Annotated in this window: 15 protein-coding genes; 12 read left to right on the forward strand and 3 right to left on the reverse strand. The window is 72.9% G+C overall.

Going from position 1 to position 22793, the window contains the following annotated elements:
- Positions 1-532: 532 nt before the first annotated feature.
- From BS73_RS14645 to BS73_RS14680, 8 genes are all read left to right on the forward strand, one after another.
- Positions 533-4192, forward strand: a complete 3660-nt coding sequence (locus tag BS73_RS14645; protein WP_037572556.1) for a nitrate- and nitrite sensing domain-containing protein — start codon at positions 533-535, stop codon at positions 4190-4192.
- A 14-nt stretch (positions 4193-4206) separates the two neighbouring features.
- Positions 4207-4629 (forward strand): roadblock/LC7 domain-containing protein, encoded by a 423-nt coding sequence (locus tag BS73_RS14650; RefSeq protein WP_037579637.1) that lies wholly within the window; start codon positions 4207-4209, stop codon positions 4627-4629.
- A gap of 112 nt (positions 4630-4741) precedes the next feature.
- Complete coding sequence (locus BS73_RS14655) at positions 4742-5287, forward strand: DUF742 domain-containing protein (protein ID WP_037572559.1); 546 nt, start codon at positions 4742-4744, stop codon at positions 5285-5287.
- Positions 5268-5879 (forward strand): GTP-binding protein, encoded by a 612-nt coding sequence (locus BS73_RS14660; protein ID WP_037572562.1) that lies wholly within the window; start codon positions 5268-5270, stop codon positions 5877-5879. The genes BS73_RS14655 and BS73_RS14660 overlap by 20 nt, the downstream gene beginning before the upstream one ends.
- A 322-nt stretch (positions 5880-6201) precedes the next feature.
- Entirely contained in the window at positions 6202-9912 is a 3711-nt protein-coding gene (locus BS73_RS40350; RefSeq protein WP_051939943.1) for a nitrate- and nitrite sensing domain-containing protein, read from the forward strand.
- Between the two features lie 5 nt (positions 9913-9917).
- A complete protein-coding gene (locus BS73_RS14670; protein ID WP_037579641.1) occupies positions 9918-10331 on the forward strand; it encodes a roadblock/LC7 domain-containing protein in 414 nt (137 codons plus the stop codon).
- A 97-nt stretch (positions 10332-10428) separates the two neighbouring features.
- Positions 10429-11112 (forward strand): DUF742 domain-containing protein, encoded by a 684-nt coding sequence (locus tag BS73_RS14675; protein ID WP_235215414.1) that lies wholly within the window; start codon positions 10429-10431, stop codon positions 11110-11112.
- Positions 11093-11704, forward strand: coding sequence for a GTP-binding protein (locus BS73_RS14680; RefSeq protein WP_037572565.1), 612 nt, complete (start codon positions 11093-11095; stop codon positions 11702-11704). Before BS73_RS14675 ends, BS73_RS14680 begins: the two co-directional genes overlap by 20 nt.
- Positions 11705-11827: 123 nt before the next feature.
- Here BS73_RS14680 and cimA read toward each other — a convergent pair whose 3' ends face one another.
- From cimA to BS73_RS14695, 3 genes are all read right to left on the reverse strand, one after another.
- Positions 11828-13429, reverse strand: coding sequence for a citramalate synthase (gene cimA, locus BS73_RS14685; protein WP_037572568.1), 1602 nt, complete (start codon positions 13427-13429; stop codon positions 11828-11830).
- A 299-nt stretch (positions 13430-13728) separates the two neighbouring features.
- On the reverse strand, positions 13729-14808 hold the full coding sequence (locus BS73_RS14690; protein WP_037572571.1) for a branched-chain amino acid aminotransferase: 1080 nt from the start codon (positions 14806-14808) through the stop codon (positions 13729-13731).
- Positions 14809-15121: 313 nt separating this feature from the next.
- The gene (locus BS73_RS14695) at positions 15122-16162 is read right to left on the reverse strand and encodes a 3-isopropylmalate dehydrogenase (RefSeq protein ID WP_037572574.1); all 1041 of its coding nucleotides are present in this window, start codon (positions 16160-16162) and stop codon (positions 15122-15124) included.
- Positions 16163-16646: 484 nt separating this feature from the next.
- On the opposite strand from BS73_RS14695, the gene BS73_RS14700 reads away from it, so the two are divergent.
- From BS73_RS14700 to BS73_RS14710, 4 genes are all read left to right on the forward strand, one after another.
- Positions 16647-18341 (forward strand): PIG-L family deacetylase, encoded by a 1695-nt coding sequence (locus BS73_RS14700; RefSeq protein ID WP_161789669.1) that lies wholly within the window; start codon positions 16647-16649, stop codon positions 18339-18341.
- Positions 18338-18751, forward strand: a complete 414-nt coding sequence (locus BS73_RS34675; RefSeq protein WP_051939945.1) for a hypothetical protein — start codon at positions 18338-18340, stop codon at positions 18749-18751. The genes BS73_RS14700 and BS73_RS34675 overlap by 4 nt, the downstream gene beginning before the upstream one ends.
- Before the next feature lie 261 nt (positions 18752-19012).
- Positions 19013-21766: a YfhO family protein gene (locus BS73_RS14705; protein WP_051939946.1), complete on the forward strand. Its 2754-nt coding sequence runs from the start codon at positions 19013-19015 to the stop codon at positions 21764-21766.
- 14 nt (positions 21767-21780) lie between these two features.
- Positions 21781-22791, forward strand: coding sequence for a glycosyltransferase family 2 protein (locus BS73_RS14710; RefSeq protein ID WP_084704669.1), 1011 nt, complete (start codon positions 21781-21783; stop codon positions 22789-22791).
- The last annotated feature ends 2 nt before the right edge of the window (positions 22792-22793 follow it).

Here is a 22793-nt window from a genome sequence, read left to right on the forward strand (position 1 = left end):
ACACCGACGGTTACCGAGCGCATACGGTACGCACAAGCGGAGAGCCCCGAGTGACGCACCTTGTTGCGGGTCCGGCACTGTGCTGGAATGCCACGGACCGCCGGAGGGCACCCCTCCACCGCGTGCTGATCGTGCTGACCGCGCTGATCGCGACGGTGCTGTTGTTGAAGCGGCGGACTCAGGGGCAGATTCCGGCCCAGTGATCCGGCCAGGGAGGCCGGAGAGGAATGCCTACCGAAACTCGACACCGTCCCGTCCGCCTCGGTGCGGGGGGACGCCTGGTCCAGAGGTTGCGACGCTAGTGCAGGGACGTTTCAAGAGGGGTGGCGGAGCCGGCGATCCGGCCGACGACCGACCCGCTGTCCACCACCAGGCACCGCCGACAGGATCCCCGGTGCCTCCGGGGGACGCCGCCACCGGCCACGCCCAGGACCCGGGTACGGGTGGGTCCGCGGGGCCTGCGCGCGGAAGCCAGGCGGTGGCGGCGGCGGCAGCCCGAATAAGCAGCGCTGCCCCGCCGAAGATCACCGGCATGCGCCGATGGGCGCTCGGCAACCTGCGCATCCGCACCCGCCTGGTGGTGCTGCTGGTACTGCCGGTGGTCGCGGCGATCGTGCTCGGTGCCCTCCGCATCAACACCGCCCTCGCCAACGAGGCGGCGCTGACCAAGGTCTCCGAGCTGTCGAACGTCGCCCAGGCGGCGACCACGCTCGCCGACCAGCTGGAGAACGAGCGGGACGCCTCGGCGATCCCGCTCACCCGCACCGGCAACCTGAACGACGACGGCGTGCGGGCCGCGCAGCAGCAGACGCAGCGCGCCCAGCAGGCCTTCGTCCAGGTGACCTCGTCGATCGACCTGGCCGGCCTGCCCGGTGGCGGTACCGACATCGCCACCGAGCTGAAGGACCTGCAGAAGCTGCCGGACATCCGCAAGTCCGCCTTCCCCAAGGGCGGCGGCAACGGCGGCATCCAGCTGACGGTCAACCAGTACGACTACCTGATCCAGGGTCTGATCTCGCTGACCCAGGACATGGCGCTGGGCTCCGACACCTCCTCGCTGATCACCTCCGGCCGCGCCCTGGAGCAGTTCTCCACGGCCAAGGAGTACGCCTCCATCGAGCGCGCCATGCTGGCCGGCGTGCTGGCCACTCCGGACCAGAAGATCTCCCCCAACGACCTGGCCTACCTGAGCCACGCGAACAGCCAGATGACCAACTCGGTCACGGCGTTCAAGTCGGTGATGGCGAACAGCCAGGCGACGGACATCCTCAACACCTTCGAGAACAACAACAACGTCAAGACCTCGCGGCAGTTCCTGAACGAGGTGCTGACCACCGGCCAGCTCTCCGGCGCCGCCGACGGGATGACCGCGCAGACCTGGTACGACAACGCCAGCACCCAGGTCACCGCGATGACCTCGGCCGAGCAGGACCTGGTCCACCGCCTGGACCTGCAGGCCAAGCAGCTCAAGACGGACGCCCAGGCCCAGACGCTGATCAACTCGATCGTGATCGCCCTGGTCCTGATCGTCGCCGTGCTCGGCGCCATGCTGGTCGGCCGCTCCATGGTGCGGACGCTGCGCCGGCTGCAGAAGTCCGCCGAGGACGTCGCCCAGCACCGCCTGCCGGAGCTGGTGCGGACCCTCTCCGAGGCGGACCCGCAGGACGTGGACGTCTCGGTGGCGCCGATCGGCATCAACAGCCAGGACGAGATCGGGCACGTGGCCCACGCGTTCGACAAGGTGCACAGCGAGGCGGTCCGGCTGGCCGCCGAGCAGGCGCTGCTGCGGGGCAACATCAACGCGATGTTCACCAACCTGTCCCGCCGCTCGCAGGGCCTGATCCAGCGCCAGATCTCGCTGATCTCGGAGCTGGAGAGCCGCGAGGCGGACCCGGACCAGCTGGCCTCGCTGTTCAAGCTCGACCACCTGGCCACCCGCATGCGGCGGAACGGCGAGAACCTGCTGGTGCTCGCCGGTGAGGACCCGGGCCGCCGGTGGACCCGGCCGGTCCCGCTGGTGGACGTCCTCCGCGCGGCCGCCTCCGAGGTGGAGCAGTACGAGCGCATCGAGCTGGCCTCGGTGCCCACCACGGACGTGATCGGGCGGGTCGTCAACGACCTCGTCCACCTCCTGGCCGAGCTGCTGGAGAACGCCACCTCGTTCTCCTCCCCGCAGACCCGGGTGAAGGTCACAGGACACGCGCTGCCGGACGGCCGCGTGCTGGTCGAGATCCACGACACCGGCATCGGCCTCTCCCCCGACGACCTCGCGGACATCAACGAGCGGCTGGCCAACCCGCCGGTGGTGGACGTCTCGGTGTCCCGCCGGATGGGCCTGTTCGTGGTCGGCCGGCTGTCCCTGCGCCACGGCATCCGGATCCAGCTGCGCCCGAGCGACTCGGGCGGCACCACCGCGCTGGTCATGCTCCCGGTGGACATCACCAACGCCGGCCGCCAGCGGGCCGAGAAGCCCGGCCAGGGCGGACCGGGCCCGCTGGGCCGCGGCCCGGCGGGCGGCCCGGCCGGCAACGGCAGGGCGCTGCCCACCCGCGGTGGCGAGGGCGGGGCCGGCGGCCTGGCCGCGGCCTTCGGCGGGGCGGCCGGTGCGCGGGCGAGCCAGGGCGGACCGGGCGCGGGTGCGCCGGGCGGCTCGGCGCTGCCCGGGCGCGGTGCGGCCGGGGCCCTCGGCCCGGGCCGGGGCGCGGACATGTTCGGGGGCGCTCAGAACGCTCCCAGCGCTCCCAACTCCCCCAATGCGCCGGGCGCGCCGAGCGCTCCTGCGCCCTCCTCCGCGCCGGGTGGCGCGGGCGGCGGGCGCGGCGACCTCCCCGTCCGCGGGCGGGAGCTGCCCTCCCGCGGCGGACAGGAGAGCGGGCTGCCGACCGGCGGTCTGCCGACCCGCGGCCAGAACGGCGGCGGCCAGAACGGCGGCGGTCTGAACGGCGGCGCTCCGAGCGCGGGCGGCCTCGGCGGGGACACCGGCGAGTGGACCCGGCCGCAGGACCCGGCGGCCAACGGCCGGGTGCCCGAGCAGGGTTACCCGACCCCGCCGCAGCCCACCGGGTACGCCCCGCAGCAGCCCGAGCAGCCGTCCGAGTGGACCCGCAGGGCCGACCCGGCGCCTGCCGAGACCAGCCCGTTCGCCGAGCGCACCCAGCATGCGGCGGCCGGCCCGGACCCGCGGCAGTCGTCGCCGGAGATCGCCCCGCAGGGGCTGCCCTCCGGGATGCGCGGCTCCCGCTACCCCGGTCAGGACCCGCAGCAGGGCCAGTTCGGCCAGCACAGCCAGGCGGGGCAGCCCGGCCAGGGGGGTCAGCCCGGCCAGCCCGGCCAGCCCGGTCAGCAGCGCGCGGAGAGCACCCTGCAGTTCTCCCGGCCGCTGCCGCCCGCGCCGCCGGTGCCCGAGCCGGCCCAGCCCCAGCAGGCCCAGCCCCAGCAGTCGCAGGCCCCGGCCCAGCAGATGCCGCAGCAGATGTCGCAGCAGACGCCGCAGCAGCAGCGCGCTGCCGAGGAGAACGACCCGCTGACCGGACGGATGGCCCTGCCGCCCGCGGAGTCCGGCGGTTCGCCGATCTTCGAGGCGATGGAGAGCACCTGGTTCCGCTCCGGCCGGGCCGACCGGATGCGTGCCGTCCAGGTCACCTCCGGCTCGGACCGGTCCCAGGGCGACGCCCGCGACCAGCAGTCCCCGGCCGCGCCCAGCGCGCCGGCCGCCCAGTCCGGCGGCGTCCCCAACGGGGCCACCGGCAGCGGCAGCTGGCAGGCCCGGCAGCAGTCGGCCGGGGCCTTCCCGGCGCAGCCCCAGGCGCAGGCGCAGAGTCAGGCCGCCTACCCGGCGGCCGCGCAGGCGCCGGGGATGCAGGACGCGCCCTGGCGGCCGTCGGCCAACGACGACCGCTGGCAGCGCGCCTCGGCGGTGCGCTCCCCCAGCACCTCCGGCACCACCCCGTCCGGACTGCCCCGCCGGGTGCCCAGCGCCAACCTGGTGCCGGGAACGGCGGAGGCGGCCTCGATCGGCGGCACCCAGATCGAGGGCCCGCAGGTCGACCGCTCCCCGGACCAGGTCCGGGGCCGGCTGTCCAGCCTTCACCGGGGTGTCCGGCAGGGCCGCCAGGCCCGCGAGGGCGGCAACGAGTACGGCAACAACAACGGCGGTAACGGTCCGTACGGTCCCGAACGTCAGGAGCGTTGAGTCCGATGACCCAGATGTCCCAGATGAGCCATGCGGCCAGCAACCTGAACTGGCTGATCACCAACTTCGTGGAGAACACCCCCGGGGTGTCGCACACGGTGGTGGTCTCCGCGGACGGACTGCTGCTCGCGATGTCGGAGGGCTTCCCCCGGGATCGCGCGGACCAACTCGCGGCCGTGGCCTCGGGTCTGTCCTCGCTGACCCAGGGCGCCTCGCGGATCTTCGAGGGCGGCGCGGTGAACCAGACCGTGGTGGAGATGGAGCGCGGCTTCCTCTTCATCATGGCCATCTCTGACGGATCGTCACTTGCCGTGCTGGCAGCACCGGACAGTGACATCGGTCTCGTCGGGTACGAAATGGCCCTCCTGGTGGACCGGGCCGGTGATGTACTCACCCCGGCGCTCCGGGCCGAACTCCAGGGCAGCCTGCTCCACTGATCGAAACTGCTCGAACACCGAACCACGGTCGCCCTGGGGACCACAGCCCCGGGGCATCCGCCATCCTCGAGCGGACGTCGGCCGACTCAGCGTTCCAGCGCAAGGAGGATCCATGAGCCCGCTCCCAGGCACGGCCGGTCCGTACGGGGACCCGTACGGCGGCGGCTTCGGTGGCAACGGGTACCGGGGGGGCTACGCGGGGCAGCAGCCCCCGCAGCACGGTCAGCCGCGGCACCGGCAGCCGACCGGCCCCGGCCCGATGAGCGCCGGCGCGGGTGCGATGGGGGCCGGTGCGAGCGCCGGCCAGCCCCCGCAGCAGCCCCTGGTGCGGCCGTACGCGATGACCGGCGGCCGGACCCGGCCCCGGTACCAGCTGGCCATCGAGGCCCTGGTCTCCACTACCTCCTATGCGGACCGCGCGGGCGGACTCCTTCCGGAGCACCAGCGGATAGTGACGCTCTGCCGCGAACTCAAGTCCGTGGCCGAGGTGTCCGCGCTACTCTCCATACCTCTCGGGGTGGCCCGGATCCTGGTGGCCGACCTGGCCGAAGCCGGGCTGGTCGCCATCCACCAACCCGCTGCCGCCGGGGCCGACGCCGGCGGACAGCCCGACGTGACACTGCTCGAAAGGGTGCTCAGTGGACTTCGCAAGCTCTAGCGGCGCAGCCTCGACAGGCTCCGCGGCCGCCGTCCCCGGAGCCCGTACCACCACCTCGGCGAAGATCGTCGTCGCCGGCGGCTTCGGCGTGGGCAAGACCACCCTCGTCGGCGCCGTCTCCGAGATCAACCCCCTGCGCACCGAGGCCGTCATGACCTCCGCCTCCGCAGGCATCGACGACATCAGCAAAGTCGCCGACAAGACCACCACCACCGTGGCCATGGACTTCGGCCGCATCACCCTCGACGAAGACCTCATCCTCTACCTCTTCGGCACCCCCGGCCAGGACCGCTTCTGGTTCATGTGGGACGACCTGGTACGCGGCGCCATCGGCGCCGTCGTCCTCGTCGACACCCGGCGGCTCGCCGACTGCTTCCCCGCCATCGACTACTTCGAGAACAGCGGACTCCCCTTCATCATCGCGCTCAACAACTTCGACGGACAGCAGCCCCACACCGCTGACGAGGTCCGCGAGGCGCTTCAACTCGGGCACCACATCCCGATTCTGAGCACCGACGCACGCCGCCGCGACTCCGCGAAGGCGACGCTGATCACGCTGGTCGAGCACGCGCTGATGGCGCGGCTGCGCTGACCCACTGGCACCGGCGGTGCGGAAGTTGACCGCGGTGCGCAGGAACCGGATGGGTTCCGTCGCTTCCATAACAGTTCGGTAGGCAATTCCCCGGCCTTGATCACCGAGAGCATCCGCAGGTGTGCGGAGGGCTCGGACCAGGCCGGGGTTTCGCCACTCCCGTGGGCCTATGCCCCTTTTGTCGAAGCAATCCGTCCATGAACCAGGTGTTTGGCCCCGCACCGGCAGGCGTGCTGGAATTCGTGCGACCCCAGCACTCGCAGGGCTCGAAACGCCGCTGGGTCGTCGATGGCCGGACCACGGCCGAGAGGTTGTTGTCGTAGTGAGGCAGAAGAAGACAAACTCCGGACAGCGCCAGGTCGACCAGGGGTCGACCGGGCGCGGGTCGCGCCCTGCGCAGGGTTCGGGCCCCGGCTTCGCCCCCTTCGGCGCCGCGCCCGGCGGTTCTGCGTCCTCGGCCCCGGCCTCCGCACGCGGCGCCTCGGCCTCCGGCGCGTCCTCGTCGCCCTTCGGCCCCGGCCCGGCGCCCGGCCCCCGGCCGGGCGGGAGCTCCGCCGCGGCGGCACCGCCCGGACGCGGCTTCCGCAACTGGCGGGTGCGCTCCCGGCTGACCGCGATCCTGATCGTCCCCGTGGTGGCCGGCCTCTCCTTCGCGGGGCTGCGGGTCGCGGACGAACTCCAGACCATGTCCGACGCGGGTAAGAACGAGCAGGTCTCCAACCTGGTCTCGCTCGCCACCACCGTCGTCGACGATCTGGAGCGGGAGCGCGACGAATCCGTCCAGCCGCTGATGAAGGGCAAGCGGAACGACCCCCAGGTCGCCGCCGACCGGCAGCGGACGGACCAGGACATAGCCCGGCTGGACGCGATGTCCGCCCAGGTCGCCGGGACCGGCGGGGGCGCCGGCGAGGACCATCAGCTGACCACCGAGCTGGCCCAGTTCCGCGCGCTGCGGAACGGTAAGGGCAGCATGAAGGTGAGCGGCAAGGACGTCCCGGTCCCCGGCCTCCAGCAGCTCCGCGCCGTCGCGTACGGCAAGCTCTCCCCGCAGGAGACCCAGCTCGCCTACTCGGCCTACTTCTGGCCGCTGATGGCGCTGGACAACGAGCTGTACTTCGGCAGCAACACGGTGAACAGCCGCGGCCGCGAGCTGTACGCCCTCACCCTGGCCAAGGCCTCCTACTCCACCGAGCGCAACCTGGTGATGATCGGGCTCGTCCGCGGGCACCTCACCCAGCAGGAGGCGATCGGGATCCAGGTCGCCAACAAGCTGACCGAGACCGCGATGAACCAGGTCACCACCGGCGGCATCCCGGCCGACCTGGACCTCTACAACCGCGTGGTGAGCTCCCCCGACCTGGCCAGGGCCGACGCCGCGGAGAACGCGATCGGCCTCCTCGGGCTCGGTGGCCGCTCCCTCTCCGCCGCCGGGGTCAGCCCCGACGAGTGGTACCAGCTGGCCTCCGTGCGGGTCGACAAGGAACGCCAGGTCGAGCAGGAGATCACCGACTCGATCGGTTCCGAGGCCAAGCAGGCCAAGACCGACGCGCAGACCCAGGTGTACATCAACTCCGGGGCGGCGCTCTTCGCCCTCCTCCTCTCGATCCTGCTGACCGGCGCCTTCTCCCGCTCGCTTGTCCGCGGCATGCGGACGCTGCGGAACAGCGCCCAGGACATCGCCGCCAACCGGCTGCCCGCGGTCGTCGAGCACCTCTCGCAGAACACCCCGGAGCGGGTCAACACCAAGGTCGATCCGATCCCGCTGACCGGCCGGGACGAGGTCGGCGAGGTCGCCCGGGCCTTCGACGACGTCCACCGGCAGGCCGTACGGCTCGCCTCCGAGCAGGCCATCCTGCGCGGCAACGTCAGCGCGATCTTCAGCAACCTGTCCCGCCGCACCCAGGGCCTGATCGAGCGCCAGATCGCGCTGATCACCGACCTGGAGAACAACGAGGGCGACCCGGACCAGCTGGAGAGCCTGTTCCGGCTGGACCACCTGGCCACCCGCATGCGGCGGAACGGCGAGAACCTGCTGGTGCTCGCGGGCGAGGAGCCCGGCCGGCAGTGGAACCAGCCGATCCCGCTGGTCGACGTCCTCCGCGCGGCGGCCTCCGAGGTGGAGGAGTACGAGCGGATCGAGCTCAGCGGCATCCCGGAGACCGACGTCGTCGGCCCCGCCGTCAACGACCTCGTCCACCTCCTGGCCGAGCTGCTGGAGAACGCCACCTCGTTCTCCTCCCCGCAGACCCGGGTGCGGGTCACTGCCACCCGGCTGCCGGACCAGCGGGTGCTGGTCGAGATCCACGACAAGGGCATCGGGCTCAGCGCCGAGGACTTCGCCGAGATCAACGCCAAGCTGGCGGCCCCCTCCACCCTGGACGCCTCGGTCTCCCGGCAGATGGGCCTGTACGTGGTCGGGCGGCTGGCCGCCCGGCACAGCGTGCGGGTGCAGCTGCGGGCGTCGACCGAGGGCACGGGCACCACCTCGCTGGTGATGATCCCGGACCGGCTCACCCAGGCCCCGCAGCCGATGCCGGCCGAGGAGGAGTTCACCGTCTCCCGGATCGTCGGCGAGGCGGACGCCTCCGCCTACGCCGACCCGACGCGGGATCAGCAGCCGCGTACGGCCGGTGAGTTGGGCTTCGACGAGTCGCGCTGGGCGGCAGGTCAGGCCGGGCAGATGACCGCGCTGGACTCGGTGCGCCGCTCGCTGGAGGTCGACCGCAGGCGGCGGGCCACCACGGACGGCCCGGAGGGGCAGCAGTTCGGCGACCCCCAGCAGTACCCGCAGGAGCAGGCCTACCCGCAGGGGCAGGCGTACCCGCAGGAGCAGCCTTTCCCGCAGGGGCAGCCGTCGTACCCGCAGGGGCAGGCGTCCTACCCGCAGGGGCAGGCCTACCCGTCGGAGCAGCAGCCCTTCGCGGCCGAGTCGCGGTTCCAGCCGGGCACCCCGCAGCAGTCCGAACCGCAGGCCCTGAGCGGGCAGCCGGAGCAGCGGGCGCTGGAGTCCGGCAGCGGCGCCCAGGCCCCGAGCGGGTGGTCCGCGGGCGCCCCGGGCGGCGGGCCGTCCTCGTACCCGGCGCCGAGCGGCTACCCGGCGCCCAGCGCCTACCCGAGCGCCCCCGACCAGGCGGGCGGGTACGAGCAGGGGCAGGGCCTCGGCGGGCAGCGGCCGTACGGTGGCCCGGCCGCCGGCGGCGGCTACCCGTCCGGCGGCAGCGCCTACCCGGCGCCGCAGGCGCCCAGCGCCTACCCCCAGTCCCGCCCCTACGGCTCCGACTCCGAGGCCGAGGAGCGCGAGCAGGCCGCCGGGCAGGAGCCGGCCTCGGCCGCGCTGGAGCGGGCCGAGAACGGGCTGCCGCTGCGGCGACCCGGGCAGACCATCGACGCCGGCTCCGGCATCGGCAGTGCGGCGGACCGTTTCGGCGGGGACGAGCGCGGCGGTGAGCGCGGGGAACCCGCCTCCCCCGCCCAGTCGGTGACGCCGAGTCAGTTCGCCCCGGCGACCCGGCCCGCGACCGGCGGGCCCGCCTCGGGCCGGCCGGCCGGCGGCGGCGGGGGCGGGCAGCCGAACTGGTTCAGCCGCAGCTCCGCCCGGGTGAGCGGCCCGGCCTCCACCGGCGGGTCCGTCGGCTCGTCCACCGGCTCGTCCACCGGCTCGTCCGTGGGCGGAACCGGCGCCGGAGCGGCCGGCGGCCGGGAGGAGAGCGGCTGGCGTTCGCCCGCCGACGACTCCTGGCAGCAGGCCTCCCAGGTCCAGCGGCCGGCCTCCGGCGGCACCACCTCCTCGGGCCTCCCGCTGCGCGTCCCGCGCCAGAACCTGGTGCCGGGCAACGCGCCCACCGTCGAGGAGTACACGGGCCCGCAGATCTCCCGGGACCCCGGCGAGGTCCGCGGCCGGCTCTCCAGCCTGCTCCGCGGCGTCGAGCAGGGGCGCAGCACCAGCGCCGAGACCGAGACTTCATCCGCTTCTCCCGATCAGCACGGCGGCACCGATTACTTCGGCGACCCCCACCCCCAGGAGCGTCAGTGACCCAGATGAGCCAAGCGGCACAGAACCTGAACTGGTTGATCACCAGTTTTGTGGAGAACACCCCGGGGGTGTCGCACACGGTGGTGGTCTCCGCGGACGGACTGCTGCTCGCGATGTCGGAGGGCTTCCCCCGGGACCGCGCGGATCAACTCGCGGCCGTGGCCTCGGGATTGACTTCTCTGACCCAGGGCGCCTCGCGGATCTTCGAAGGCGGCGGTGTCAACCAGACCGTGGTGGAGATGGAGCGCGGGTTCCTCTTCATCATGGCCATCTCCGACGGTTCGTCACTCGCGGTGCTCTCCGCCCCGGACAGTGACATCGGTCTCGTCGGATACGAAATGGCTCTCCTGGTCGACCGGGCCGGTGATGTACTCACCCCGGCGCTGCGCGCCGAGCTCCAGGGCAGCCTGCTCCACTAGGCGCCCGACGGTCCCGGCGCCGCGTGCGCCGGGCCTGATGCACCGTCACCATCGGCGCCCGGCCGGCGCCTTGGCAGCACCACCGTGAGGAGGAACAGTGACACCGCCCGAGGACCAGCACGGTCAGTTCGGCGTCCCCTACCCCGGTGCGGGCCAGGACGCCTTCGGCGTGCCCGGCGCCGACTCGGCCCAGCGGGATTCGCGGTCGCCCCAGGGGGCCCATGCCGCACACGGCGGAGGGCCCGGCGAGGCCCCGCCGTCCTCGATCTACCCCGACGGAGGTTCCGGCCCGAACTGGGCGGACGCCGGCGCGGCCTTCCGCACCCCTCCGCGCGCCGGTGAATCGGCGCAGCTCAACACCGCCGAGGAGTACGGCGGTTGGGACAACGACCCGTGGGGACTGCAGACCGCCCCGGTCTCCGAGCCGCACGGTGAGCAGGAGTCGCTGATCCGCCCGTACGCGATGACGGGTGGGCGTACCAAGCCGCGGTACCAGCTGGCCATCGAGGCCCTGGTGTCCACCACCGCGCATCCGGACCGCATCGGCGGGCTGCTGCCCGAGCACCAGCGGATCTGCGACCTGTGCATGGAACTCAAGTCGGTGGCCGAGGTCTCCGCCCTGCTGCACATGCCGCTGGGCGTGGCCCGGATCCTCGTAGCCGACCTGGCCGAATCCGGCCTGGTCGCCATCCACCAACCCGCTGCCGCCGGGGCCGACGCCGGCGGACAGCCCGACGTGACACTGCTCGAAAGGGTGCTCAGTGGACTTCGCAAGCTCTAGCGGCGCAGCCTCGACAGGCTCCGCGGCCGCCGTCCCCGGAGCCCGTACCACCACCTCGGCGAAGATCGTCGTCGCCGGCGGCTTCGGCGTGGGCAAGACCACCCTCGTCGGCGCCGTCTCCGAGATCAACCCCCTGCGCACCGAGGCCGTCATGACCTCCGCCTCCGCAGGCATCGACGACATCAGCAAAGTCGCCGACAAGACCACCACCACCGTGGCCATGGACTTCGGCCGCATCACCCTCGACGAAGACCTCATCCTCTACCTCTTCGGCACCCCCGGCCAGGACCGCTTCTGGTTCATGTGGGACGACCTCGTACGCGGCGCCATCGGCGCCGTCGTCCTCGTCGACACCCGGCGGCTGGCGGACTGCTTCCCGGCGATCGACTACTTCGAGAACAGCGGACTCCCCTTCATCATCGCGCTGAACGCGTTCGACGGGCAGCAGCCGCACACCGCAGACGAGGTCCGCGAGGCGCTCCAGCTGGGACCGGACATCCCGATCCTCAGCACGGACGCGCGGCGCCGGGACTCGGCGAAGGCGACGCTGATCACGCTGGTCGAGCACGCGCTGCTGGCGCGGCTGCGGTAAGAAGCACACCGGGGGGACGGCCCCCCCGACCCCCAACGGCGCGGCAGTCGGTGGCGGAGACCGGGTTGTGCGACCCAGTGCCCGCCGCCGAGTGCGGCGCCGTAGCCGTTCCGGGCGCGCGGCCTACTCCGCGGGGGTCTGGCCGGCCTTGAGGAGGCCGTAGGTGTAGGCGTCGTCCAGGGCCTGCCAGGAGGCGGCGATGACGTTGGAGCCGACGCCCACCGTGGACCACTCGCTCTTGCCGTCGCTGGTGGTGACCAGGACGCGGGTGACGGACTCGGTGCCGTGCCGCTCCTCCAGGATGCGGACCTTGTAGTCCACCAGCTCGAAGGCGGCGAGCTGCGGGTAGATCCGCTCCAGCCCGGCCCGGAGCGCCCGGTCGAGGGCGTTCACCGGACCGTTCCCCTCCCCCGTGGTGACCAGGCGCTCGCCCTTGGCCCACAGCTTCACGGTGGCCTCGTTGGCCTGCTCGCCGTCCGGCCGCTGCTCGACGATGGCCCGCCAGCTCTCCAGCGCGAAGAAGCGCTGGGGCAGGTCGCCCGACTGCTCCCGGAGGAGGAGTTCGAAGGAGGCGTCCGCGGCCTCGTAGGTGTAGCCGGCGTTCTCCCGCTCCTTGAGGACGTCGACGACCCGGCCCACCAGCTCCCGGTCCCCGCTCAGGTCGAAGCCCAGCTCCTTGCCCTTGAGCTCGACGGAGGCCCGGCCGGCCATGTCGGAGACCAGCATCCGCATGGTGTTGCCGACCAGCTCCGGGTCGATGTGCTGGTAGAGGTCCGGGTCCACCTTGATCGCGGAGGCGTGCAGCCCGCCCTTGTGGGCGAAGGCCGAGACGCCGACGTACGGCTGGTGGGTGGCCGGGGCGAGGTTGACCACCTCGGCGATGGCGTGCGAGATCCGGGTCATCTCGGCGAGCCGGCCGGCCGGGAGGACGCTGCGGCCGAGCTTCAGTTCGAGGGCCGCGGTGACCGGGAAGAGGTTGGCGTTGCCGACCCGCTCGCCGTAGCCGTTCGCGGTGCACTGGACGTGGGTGGCGCCGCCCTCGACCGCGGCCAGGGTGTTGGCCACCGCGCAGCCGGTGTCGTCCTGGGCGTGGATGCCGAGCCGGGCGCCGGTCTCGGCGAGGGTGTCGGCGACGATCTCGCGTACGCCGGACGGCAGCATCCCGCCGTTGGTGTCGCACAGGACGACGACGTCGGCGCCGGCCTCGTGGGCCGTGCGGACGACGGAGAGGGCGTACTCGCGGTTGGCCCGATAGCCGTCGAAGTAGTGCTCGCAGTCGATGAAGACCCGGCGGCCCTGCGCGCGGAGGAACTCCACGGAGTCGCGGACCATGGCGAGGTTCTCGTCCAGGGTGGTGCGCAGCGCCAGCTCCACGTGCCGGTCGTGGGACTTGGCGACCAGGGTGACCACCGGGGCGCCCGAGTCGAGGAGCGCCTTGAGCTGCTGGTCCTCGGCGGCGGTGCCGTTGGCGCGGCGGGTGGAGCCGAAGGCGACCAGCTGGGCGTGGGAGAGGTCGAGCTCGGTCGCGGCGCGGGAGAAGAACTCGGTGTCGCGGGGGTTGGCGCCGGGCCAGCCGCCCTCGATGAAGCCGACGCCGAACTCGTCCAGATGGCGGGCGATGGTGAGCTTGTCCGCGACGGTCAGCTTGATGCCTTCGCGCTGGGCGCCGTCTCGGAGGGTGGTGTCGAAGACGTGGAAGGCGTCGGAGGTGGGCTGGGTAGTCATCGGGGTGCTCCTGTCTCCTGTGCGGAGGGGTGGCCCAAAACAAAAGACCCCTCGCGGGTGCGAGAGGTCTGCGCGCGGGTCTGGGACGCGGTGGGCGGACGGGGTCGTCACCGCGGACCGGCGCGCCTGGCGGTAATAATGCTGAGCCGCTCGGGCATGTTCGGCAGTTTGCCACAGCGCGGCGCGCACGGGGACGCGGTCTCAGTATCCGGTCACCGTGGCGGACGGCCGCCGCAGTTCCCCGCGCCCCTGGATCCGCCCTTCGGGCCGCATCCGGGGCGCGGGGGCCGCCGCGGGCGTCAGGCGATCGGGTGGCGCCAGCCGTGGGGGTCCTCGGCGTTGCCGGTCTGCAGGGAGAGCAGCGCCTCGCGGAGCCGGAGGGTGACCGGCCCGGGCTCGCCGGAGCCCTGCGTCCAGGCGGCGCCCTTGGTCTTCACCTCGCCGACGGGGGTGATGACGGCGGCCGTGCCGCACGCGAAGACCTCGGTGAGGCTGCCGTTCGCGGTGTCCTCGCGCCACTGGTCGACGGAGATCCGGGCCTCCTCGGACTCGTAGCCGAGGTCGCGGGCGAGGGTGAGGAGGGAGTCGCGGGTCACGCCCTCCAGGAGGGAGCCGGTGAGGGCGGGGGTGACGATCCGGTCCCCGTACACGAAGTACAGGTTCATCCCGCCGAGCTCCTCGACCCACCGGCGCTCGACCGCGTCCAGGTAGGCGACCTGCGCGCAGCCCTGTTCGGCCGCCTCGGCCTGGGCCAGCAGGGAGGCCGCGTAGTTGCCGCCGGTCTTGGCGTCGCCCATGCCGCCGGGGACGGCGCGGACGCGGTCCTGGGAGATCCAGATGGAGACCGGCTTGACCCCGCCCGGGAAGTACGGGCCGGCCGGCGAGGCGATCACCAGGAAGAGGTACTCGTTGGCCGGCTTCACGCCGAGCCCGACCTCGGACGCGATCATGAACGGGCGGAGGTAGAGGGAGGCCTCGCCGCCGTGCGGGGGGACCCACTCCACGTCCTGCGCGACCAGCGCGTCGCAGGCCTCGATGAAGGTCTCGACCGGGAGCTCCGGCATCGCCAGGGTGCGCGCCGAGTGCTGGAAGCGGAGCGCGTTGCGCTCGGGACGGAAGAGGGCGACGCCGCCGTCCGGCTGCCGGTACGCCTTCAGGCCCTCGAAGATCTCCTGCGCGTAGTGGAGGGTCATGTTCGCCGGGTCCATCTCCAGCGGTCCGTACGGGACCAGCTGGGCGTCGTGCCAGCCGCGGCCCTCGGTCCACCGGATGGTCACCATGTTGTCGGTGAAGTAGCGGCCGAACCCGGGGGCGGCCAGGCGGGCTTCGCGCTCGGCGGCGGGAAGCGGGTGGGCGGAGGGCTTGAGTTCGATCTGCATGTTCGGGTTCGTCCTTCACCTGTCGTCGTGACGGGACGTGCGCCTGCCGGGGTTTCACCGCACTCGCGCGGGGGCTGGCTGAAACTCTCGGTACTCGGACGTCCCAGTATCCAGGGTCGCATCCCCGGGCGGCAGCCGAACAGCCTCCCCGCCCCGTGGGGACGGCGGAGGAAAGCACGGAGCGGCCCGGAGCGCGGGTCCGGGGAGCCGGGGTCGTGGGATGTGCTGACCAGCCGGTTCGGCCTGCGTAGCTCCGGGCCGCTCGTGGCGGACCCGTGGGGAGGGGATCCCCCCCTCTGCGTGGGCCGGCTGGTCAGCCGGCTACTCGGGCGGCGAGCGCGTCGCCGATCTCGGTGGTGGAACGGGCGGCGGCGCCGCGCTCGGCGAGGTCCGCGGCGACCGCGTTCTCGACCTTCCGGGCCTCCTCCTCCAGGCCGAGGTGCTGGAGGAGCATCGCGACGGAGAGGACGGTGGCGGTCGGGTCGGCCTTGCCCTGGCCGGCGATGTCCGGCGCGGAGCCGTGCACCGGCTCGAACATGGACGGGAACTCACCGGTGGGGTTGATGTTGCCGCTGGCGGCGAGGCCGATGCCGCCGGTGACCGCGGCGGCCAGGTCGGTGATGATGTCGCCGAAGAGGTTGTCGGTGACCACCACGTCGAAGCGCTCGGGCTGGGTGGTGAAGAAGATGGTGGCCGCGTCGACGTGCAGGTAGTCGGTGGTGACCTCGGGGTACTCCTGGCCGACCTGGTCGAAGATCCGCTTCCACAGCCCGCCGGCGTGCACCAGCACGTTGGTCTTGTGGACCAGCGTCAGCTTCTTGCGCGGACGCGCCTGGGCGCGGGCGTAGGCGTCCCGGACGACCCGCTCGATGCCGACGGCGGTGTTGAGCGAGACCTCGGTGGCGACCTCGTTGGGGGTGCCGCCGCGGAGGGTGCCGCCGTTGCCGGTGTACGGGCCCTCGGTGCCCTCGCGGACCACCACGAAGTCGATCTCCGGCTGGCCGGCCAGCGGGGACTTCACCCCGGGGAAGAGCTTGCCGGGACGGAGGTTGACGAAGTGCTCGAAGGCGAAGCGGAGCTTGAGCAGCATCCCGCGCTCCAGCACGCCGGACGGCACCGAGGGGTCGCCGATCGCGCCGAGGAGGATCGCGTCGTAGCCCTTGAGCTCGTCGAGGGTCTCGTCGGGGAGGGTCTCGCCGGTGCGGTGGTAGCGGCGGGCGCCGAGGTCGTACTCGTTGGTCTCGAGCTTGGCGTCCTCCGGGAGGGCTGCGCTGAGGACCTTGAGGCCTTCGGCCACGACCTCCTGGCCGATTCCGTCACCGGGGATCACTGCGAGGCGAATGGTGCGCGACATGGCGGCGAGCCTACTCCCCGTCCCACTTTCTGACATCGCCGGTCCAGCATGCGGACGACCGTTTCGGGCCGCGAAGTCACCCGCCGCACCCGGGTTTTGCACAGGAACCGTACAGGCGGGGTGGGCGTCCGGTAAGTACGGGGATCTGACGCCTGCCTAACTCGTGAGCAATGCGTGAACTGCTCTTACCGCTGCGAGGAACGCGCCGCTCTATCCTTCTTCGGCATCGACCTCTCGTCTCGGGGCAAACCGGGATGTTTCAGGAGGCGCTTGCCCCATGTGGGTGTAACGGGTGTGGGTTCTCTTGGAACGGGGGGGCGGAATGGCGGGACTGTCAGGTCCGCTGACACGGCGTCAGGCGATACGGCTGGGGGGTGGCGCGGCCGCGGCGGCGGCCTGCGCGGGGGGCGCCTGGGCCCTGGTGTCGAACGCCCTCTCCGGGGGCGGCGGGGCGACCGCCGGGTCCGACGGAACCCGGCCTCCGGTGCTGGCCACCGGGGCCCTGGCGGCCGACGGGCGGCACTCCTACGTCCATGTCATCGCCCACGCCGACGACGGCCTCTACTTCCAGAACCCCGAGCTCGAACTGGCGCTGCGCAGCGGCCGGCCGACCGTGACCCTCTGCCTGACCGGCGGCGAGTCCAACGGCATCAACGCCCCGGACCGCCCCGGCGGCCGCCGCCCGCTGGGGGTGCGGGGCAACCGCCAGGCCTTCGTCCGGGCCCGGATGAACGGCATGCGGCGGGCCTTCGCCTGGATGGCCACGGGGGACGAGAACAGTCCCTGGAGCATCGAGACGATCTCGCTGATACCCGGCTTCGAGGCGGAGCTGAACACCCTGCGGGCGGCCCCGCACATCCAGGCGATCTGGCTCCAGCTCTGCGAGGCGCGGGCGGTGGCGGTGCCCAACCCGTTCTCGCTGAAGTCCCTCTGGGTCGGCGAGGAGAACCGGCTGCCGACCCTGCCGCCGGAGGAGAGCCCCGTCCAGCGGGTGCAGTTCTACCGGCGCGAGGACGTGGTGGCCTCGATACGGGCGGTGCTGGACGAGTACCGGCCGACGGTCGTCCGCACCCTCGACCCCAACCCCGAGCACAAGCTGCGGCAGCCGGCCGACTGGGCCGCCCCGCACCACCGCCAGGTGCCGCCGCTGCTGCGGCTGCCGGTCTACCTCGACCACCAGGACCACCAGTACTCCGCCTACTTCGCCCAGGAGGCGCTGGCCGGCTACTGGTCCACCCCGCAGGCCCCGCCCGGGACGGTGGAGCACTACCTCGGCTACGTCAACGGCATCCTCCCGTTCAACCAGGACGCGCCGACCACCCTCCACAAGGAGGGGGTGATGGAGGTCTACGGCTGGGCGGACGGCCACGGCTGCGGAGACCCGGCGGGCTGCGGGGACCGCAAGGTCGGCGTCCGGGGCGCGAAGGGCCCCTGGGCCCGGTCGATCCGCTACCGCGCCCCCGGGTCCAACGGCTGGGTGCGCCGGCTGCGGGACCGCAGGCTGGCGGCGTTCGCGCTGGTCAGCGGGGCCCCCGCGTGCTGGACCGAGACGGCGCCCGGCAGCGGGCGGTGGACCGGCCCGCACCGGCTGCGCGGACCGGCCGGCCCCGGCGGCGGGGCCCTGGAGGGCCAGCTGTTCGCGCTCGCCCAGCCAGACGGCCGGCTGCGGCTCTTCGGGGTGCGCACCGTGCTGGCCGCGGCCACCGCGGAGCACCGCAGGGAGGTGGTCACCGCGCTCCAGACGACCACCCAGAAGCCCGGCGGCCCCCCGGAGTTCGGTCCTTGGACCGGCCTCGGCGCCCCCGACGACGTGATCGGGGGCGAGGCCGCCGCGGTCAAGTCGATGGAGATGGGCTACCCGGTGGCGATCCTCGACGGACGGCACCGGATCCGGCTCTTCGCCAGGAACTGGGAGGGCGGGGTCTCCACCCGCACCGGAACCATCGCCCCCGCAAGCGGAGCGGCCACCTGGGGCCCGTGGACCGCGCTGGCCACCGTCCACCAGCACCGGGCACTCACCGGGGTGATGGACGGCCTGGGTGTCGCCCGGGGCGGCGACGGGCGGCTGCACGTGCTGGCCGCGGGCGCGCGGGGGGTCGTCCACTGGGCCTCCGTGCTGCCGGACGGCCCCTGCGGCCCCAGCCGACGACCGGCCTGCCGGTCTCCGCCGGGCCGATGAACGCCGTCACCCTCTCGGACGGGACCGTCCGTGTGACCTACCGCGAACCGCTGAGTGCCCGAATCGTGATGGGCGACATCGGTCCCGGCAGCAACGGCTGGCGCGTCACCGACGTCTCAGAGGTGGGCGGGTTCGGTCTGGTGGCCGCCGGAGCGGCCGGCCGCAGGACGGTGCTCGCCGCCCGGGACGACCAGGGACTGGTCGCCTTCGGGGCGGGTACCGGCTGGGTTCAGGGGGGTGTGCCGCTGGTCCACACGCCGGGGCTGGCCGAGGACGCGCAGGGCCGGTTCACCGTGCTGGCGCTCGGCCCGGACGGTGTGCTCTACACGGCACGGCAGACGGCCTCCCGGCCGGACGCACCGCTCGGCGCCTGGAGCGCGGCCGCGGTGGCCGCCCGGCTGCCTGGCTGATTTCGGTCCCGTCCAGCACCAGAAGGCACGCCGCGCCACGGAATGGGGGAACGGGCGCGCGGTCGGGGAGCCGAACGGGTCAATCTCACGTGACCGGCGGCACATTCGGGACACCCAGATGAAAATGCGTCAAGGGGCTTGAGGAGAAGGGGGCCTACGAGTGAACGGCTCACAACCGGCTTTTACTCGAAGAGTGGACGATGTCCGGCGGCACCCGGCCGTGGAGGCGTCCGGTGCCCCGGAGAAGCAGGAGTACGGGTTGTGAGCACGACCGCGCAAGGGCGCACGAGCAGCAGCAGCGGCCCCCACCCGGCCGGCCCTTCGGCCGCGCCCGGGGTGCGGGTGCGCCGCCTCGGCCTGCGCCGCCCCGGTGCGGAGTCCGCCGCCGCCCTCCTCGCCGCGCTGGCGGCGATGGCCGCGTTCTGCATCGGCACCGCCAAGCTGAACACCTACCCGTTCGGCTCGCGCGGGCGGGCGATCAACGACCTGGGCAACCAGTTCGTGCCGTTCCACGCCCATCTCTGGGACCTGATGCACGGCGCGCCCGGCGCGGGCGACCTCCTCTTCAACTGGAACAGCGGCTACGGAGTCCCCTTCCTCGGGGACTTCCTCACCTACCTGGCCAACCCCTTCTCCTGGCTGACCTACTTCTTCCCGCGCGACGAGGTCGACCTCCCGGTCTTCCTCACCACCCTCCTCTCGATCGGCCTGGCCGCCGCGGTGATGACCGCGTTCCTGCGCCGGCTGCACCCGGGCTCGCCCTGGCTGCGGGCGCTCCTCGGCACCGGTTACGGCACCTGCGCCTGGGCCCTCAACGACGCCTCCGCGGACCCGATGTGGCTCTGGGGCCTGGTCGCCATCCCCATGCTGGGGATCGTCCTGGACCGGGCGCTGCGCGGGCCGCTCCGCCCGGGTGGGTGGATCGGCGGGTCGCTGCTGGTGGCGCTGGCCTGGTTCGGCAACTTCTACACCGCCTCGATGGCCTCGCTCTGCGCGGTGCTGGTGTTCCTGGTGCGGCTGTGGCTGGCGGGCGGTGACCGGAGGGAGAAGTTCCGGGCACTGCTGCGGGCCGCCGCCCTGATGGCCACCGGACTGGTGCTGGCACTGCCGGTGCTGCTGGTCTGCCTGAAGTCCAGCCGGCTGGCGGTGCCGGGCGGGGTCACCGGCTACAAGATCCTCAACCCCCTGGACTTCGCGGGCCAGTTGCTGCCGGGGACCCGGGCCACGTACGGGGTGCCGTATGTGGCGATCGGGATGCTCGGACTGGTCCTGATCCTGGCCTTCCCGTTCATGCGGCGGATCCGCGGACTCGAGCGGACGCTGTGGTGCGGGCTGCTGCTGGTGGTGGCGGCCTCCTTCGTCTGGAAGCCGACCATCCTCCTCTGGCAGGGCTTCGCCATCCCCAACGGCAGCCCCTACCGGGAGGCGTTCGTCCTCAGCGCGCTGGGCACGATGGTCGCCTGGCTGGCGCTGGCCCGCCGGCCGCGCCCCCTCGAACTCCTCGGCGGGGCCGTGCTCACCGCCGTGGTCGCGCTGGTCGCCGCCACCCGGCCGGACACCAACAAGTACAGCTGGACGGCGGTGCTCGGCTTCGGCACCCTCACCCTGCTGGCGCTGCTCGCCCTCCATCTGGCCCGCGGGCTGCGCTCGCCGCGGCGCCGGCGCTGGGCGCTGCGCGGGACCGGCGCGGTGCTCGGGGTGCTGGTACTGGGCTGCTCCACCCTGTCGGTGTACGGGATCAACGCGCTGCGGAACCGGGTGCCCTTCTTCGCCCCGCACGTCACCATGGACGCCGCCAGCGAGGCGGCCCACAGGTCGCTGCTGGCCACCGACACCTGGCCGAAGGCCCGCACCGAGTCCGGCCCGCATCTGTTCGCGGACAACGACCCGCTGCTGCTCGGCGGCGAGGGCGGCGCCTACTACAGCTCCTATGTGCCGGACGTGACCGCCCAGACCTTCTACGACCTGGGCATGGGCTGGTACATGAACGGGCGTCACCTGCTGAGCCCGACCGACCCCGGCTCCCGGGCGATCTTCGGGGTCTCGCACGCCCTCTACTCCCACGGGACCGCGAAGGAGACCGTGCAGAAGGCCGTCGGCGCTTACTCCCCGCTGGTCACCGTCCACCACGGCGGGGACACCGCCCGGCTGCGGATGGACGACCCGTTCGCGCTGCAGAACCTCCTCCTCGGCAAGGCGGTCTGGCGCGCCCCGGCGGTGGTCCCGACTCCGTCGGCGCCCAAGACCCCCTCGGCCGCCTCGGCGCCCACCGCCACCCGGCTGGCGAACGGCGAGTGGTCGGTGCCGAGCCACCCGGCGGGCGGGCCCTGGGTCCGCTTCAGCGGCTCCTGCGCCGCGGGCGACGGCATCTACGTCAACGCGCCCTGGTACCGCGGGGCCGCGACGGCCAAGTCCACCGCGGGCCGCGTCCTCGGCGAGACCGCGCTGAACGGCCGCGCGCCGCGGATGACCGCCAATCCGCTCCGCCGGATCGGCACCGTGCCGGCGAACGGGCGGTTCACCGTCGCCTTCGGCTCCAACCGGGCGCAGACGGTGCCGGCCCAGCCGGTCGGCTGCCTCTCCCCGCGCGCGCTGTCCGCCGCGACCGCCGCCCAGCACGCGACCGGGGCCACCCAGGTCACCGCGGGCGGCCACGGCATCGCCGCCGAGCTGCCCGCGCACAGCACCGGCACCGCCGTCTTCGCCACCACCGCCGTCACCGGCTGGAACTGCACCACGACCGCCGACGACGGCCGCCGGACGACCCGTCCCGGGGCCTCCTACCACGGCCTGCTGGCGGCCCCCCTGGGCGCCGGCTCGAACGCGGTCTCCTGCTCCTACACACCGCCCGGTCTCCGCACCGGGCTCGCCGGGACCGGGGCCGCGCTGGCCGCCCTGGTCCTGGTCCCGGTCGGCGCGGGACTGCGCCGGCGTCGCGGCGCCGGATCCCCCGGCGCCGCCGCCACCCCCGACTCCGCCGACGCCGCAGCCGCCGGCCCGGCCCCGAAGAAGTGACGTCGCCCATGAGCATGAGACTCTCCATCGTCGTCCCCTGCTACAACGAGGAAGCGGTCGTCGAGCTCTTCGACGCCAGGATCCGCGAGACCCTCGCCGACCTCGACGTCGACTACGAGCTCTGCTACGTCGACGACGGCAGCCGGGACGGGACCCTGGACCGGCTGCGCGCCCTCGCCAAGGCCAGCCCGGACGACACCCGGTACGTCTCCTTCAGCCGCAACTTCGGCAAGGAGGCCGGGATGCTGGCCGGCCTCCGCGAGGCCACCGGCGACGCGGTGGTGCTGATGGACGCCGACCTCCAGCACCCGCCGCACCTGATCGGCCGGATGCTGGAGCTCTACTCCCTCGGCCACGACCAGGTGATAGCCAGGCGGACCCGGGACGGCGACAAGCGGGTCCGCAGCGCCCTCAGCAGGCTCTACTACCGGATGGTCAACCGGGTGGTGGACGTCGAACTGGAGGACGGGGTGGGCGACTTCCGCCTCCTCTCCCGGCCGGCCGTGGACGCCCTGCTGTCCATGCCGGAGTACAACCGCTTCTCCAAGGGGCTGTTCTCCTGGATCGGCTTCGACACCGTCACCTTCGACTACCAGAACGCCCAGCGCGAGGCCGGCGAGACGAAGTGGCGCTTCGGCTCCCTCCTCAACTACGGCCTGGACGGGCTGATCTCGTTCAACAGCCGCCCGCTGCGGCTGGGCATCTACCTCGGCCTGACGCTGGCCTCGATCGCGGTGGCCTACGCCGTGGTGATCACCGCGCTGGCGATCGTCAACGGGCCCACCGCGCCCGGCTACGTCACCCTGCTGGTGGCCGTGGTCGGACTGGGCGGGCTCCAGATGGTGATGCTCGGACTGGTCGGCGAGTACATCGGCCGGATCTACTACGAGAGCAAGCGCAGGCCGCACTTCCTGGTCAAGGAGACCAACGTGCCGCGCTCGGTCTTCCCGGCCGGGAACCGGGTGGATACTCGTGCGGGCGCCCTGCTCCAGCAGGGCGAGGAGACCGGGCGGGGAGAGCGCTGAGG

It is taken from the genome of Phaeacidiphilus oryzae TH49 (genome assembly GCF_000744815.1).
In the GTDB taxonomy this organism is placed as follows: domain Bacteria; phylum Actinomycetota; class Actinomycetes; order Streptomycetales; family Streptomycetaceae; genus Phaeacidiphilus; species Phaeacidiphilus oryzae.

Bases quoted from the DNA above. Each gene is read 5' to 3' on its own strand.
- BS73_RS14645 (WP_037572556.1), top strand. From the start codon at position 533: ATGCGCCGATGGGCGCTCGGCAACCTGCGCATCCGCACCCGCCTGGTG.
- BS73_RS14650 (WP_037579637.1), top strand. From the start codon at position 4,207: ATGTCCCAGATGAGCCATGCGGCCAGCAACCTGAACTGGCTGATCACC.
- BS73_RS14655 (WP_037572559.1), top strand. From the start codon at position 4,742: ATGAGCCCGCTCCCAGGCACGGCCGGTCCGTACGGGGACCCGTACGGC.
- BS73_RS14670 (WP_037579641.1), top strand. From the start codon at position 9,918: ATGAGCCAAGCGGCACAGAACCTGAACTGGTTGATCACCAGTTTTGTG.
- cimA (WP_037572568.1), bottom strand. From the start codon at position 13,429: ATGACTACCCAGCCCACCTCCGACGCCTTCCACGTCTTCGACACCACC.
- BS73_RS14690 (WP_037572571.1), bottom strand. From the start codon at position 14,808: ATGCAGATCGAACTCAAGCCCTCCGCCCACCCGCTTCCCGCCGCCGAG.
- BS73_RS14695 (WP_037572574.1), bottom strand. From the start codon at position 16,162: ATGTCGCGCACCATTCGCCTCGCAGTGATCCCCGGTGACGGAATCGGC.
- BS73_RS34675 (WP_051939945.1), top strand. From the start codon at position 18,338: ATGAACGCCGTCACCCTCTCGGACGGGACCGTCCGTGTGACCTACCGC.
- BS73_RS14710 (WP_084704669.1), top strand. From the start codon at position 21,781: ATGAGACTCTCCATCGTCGTCCCCTGCTACAACGAGGAAGCGGTCGTC.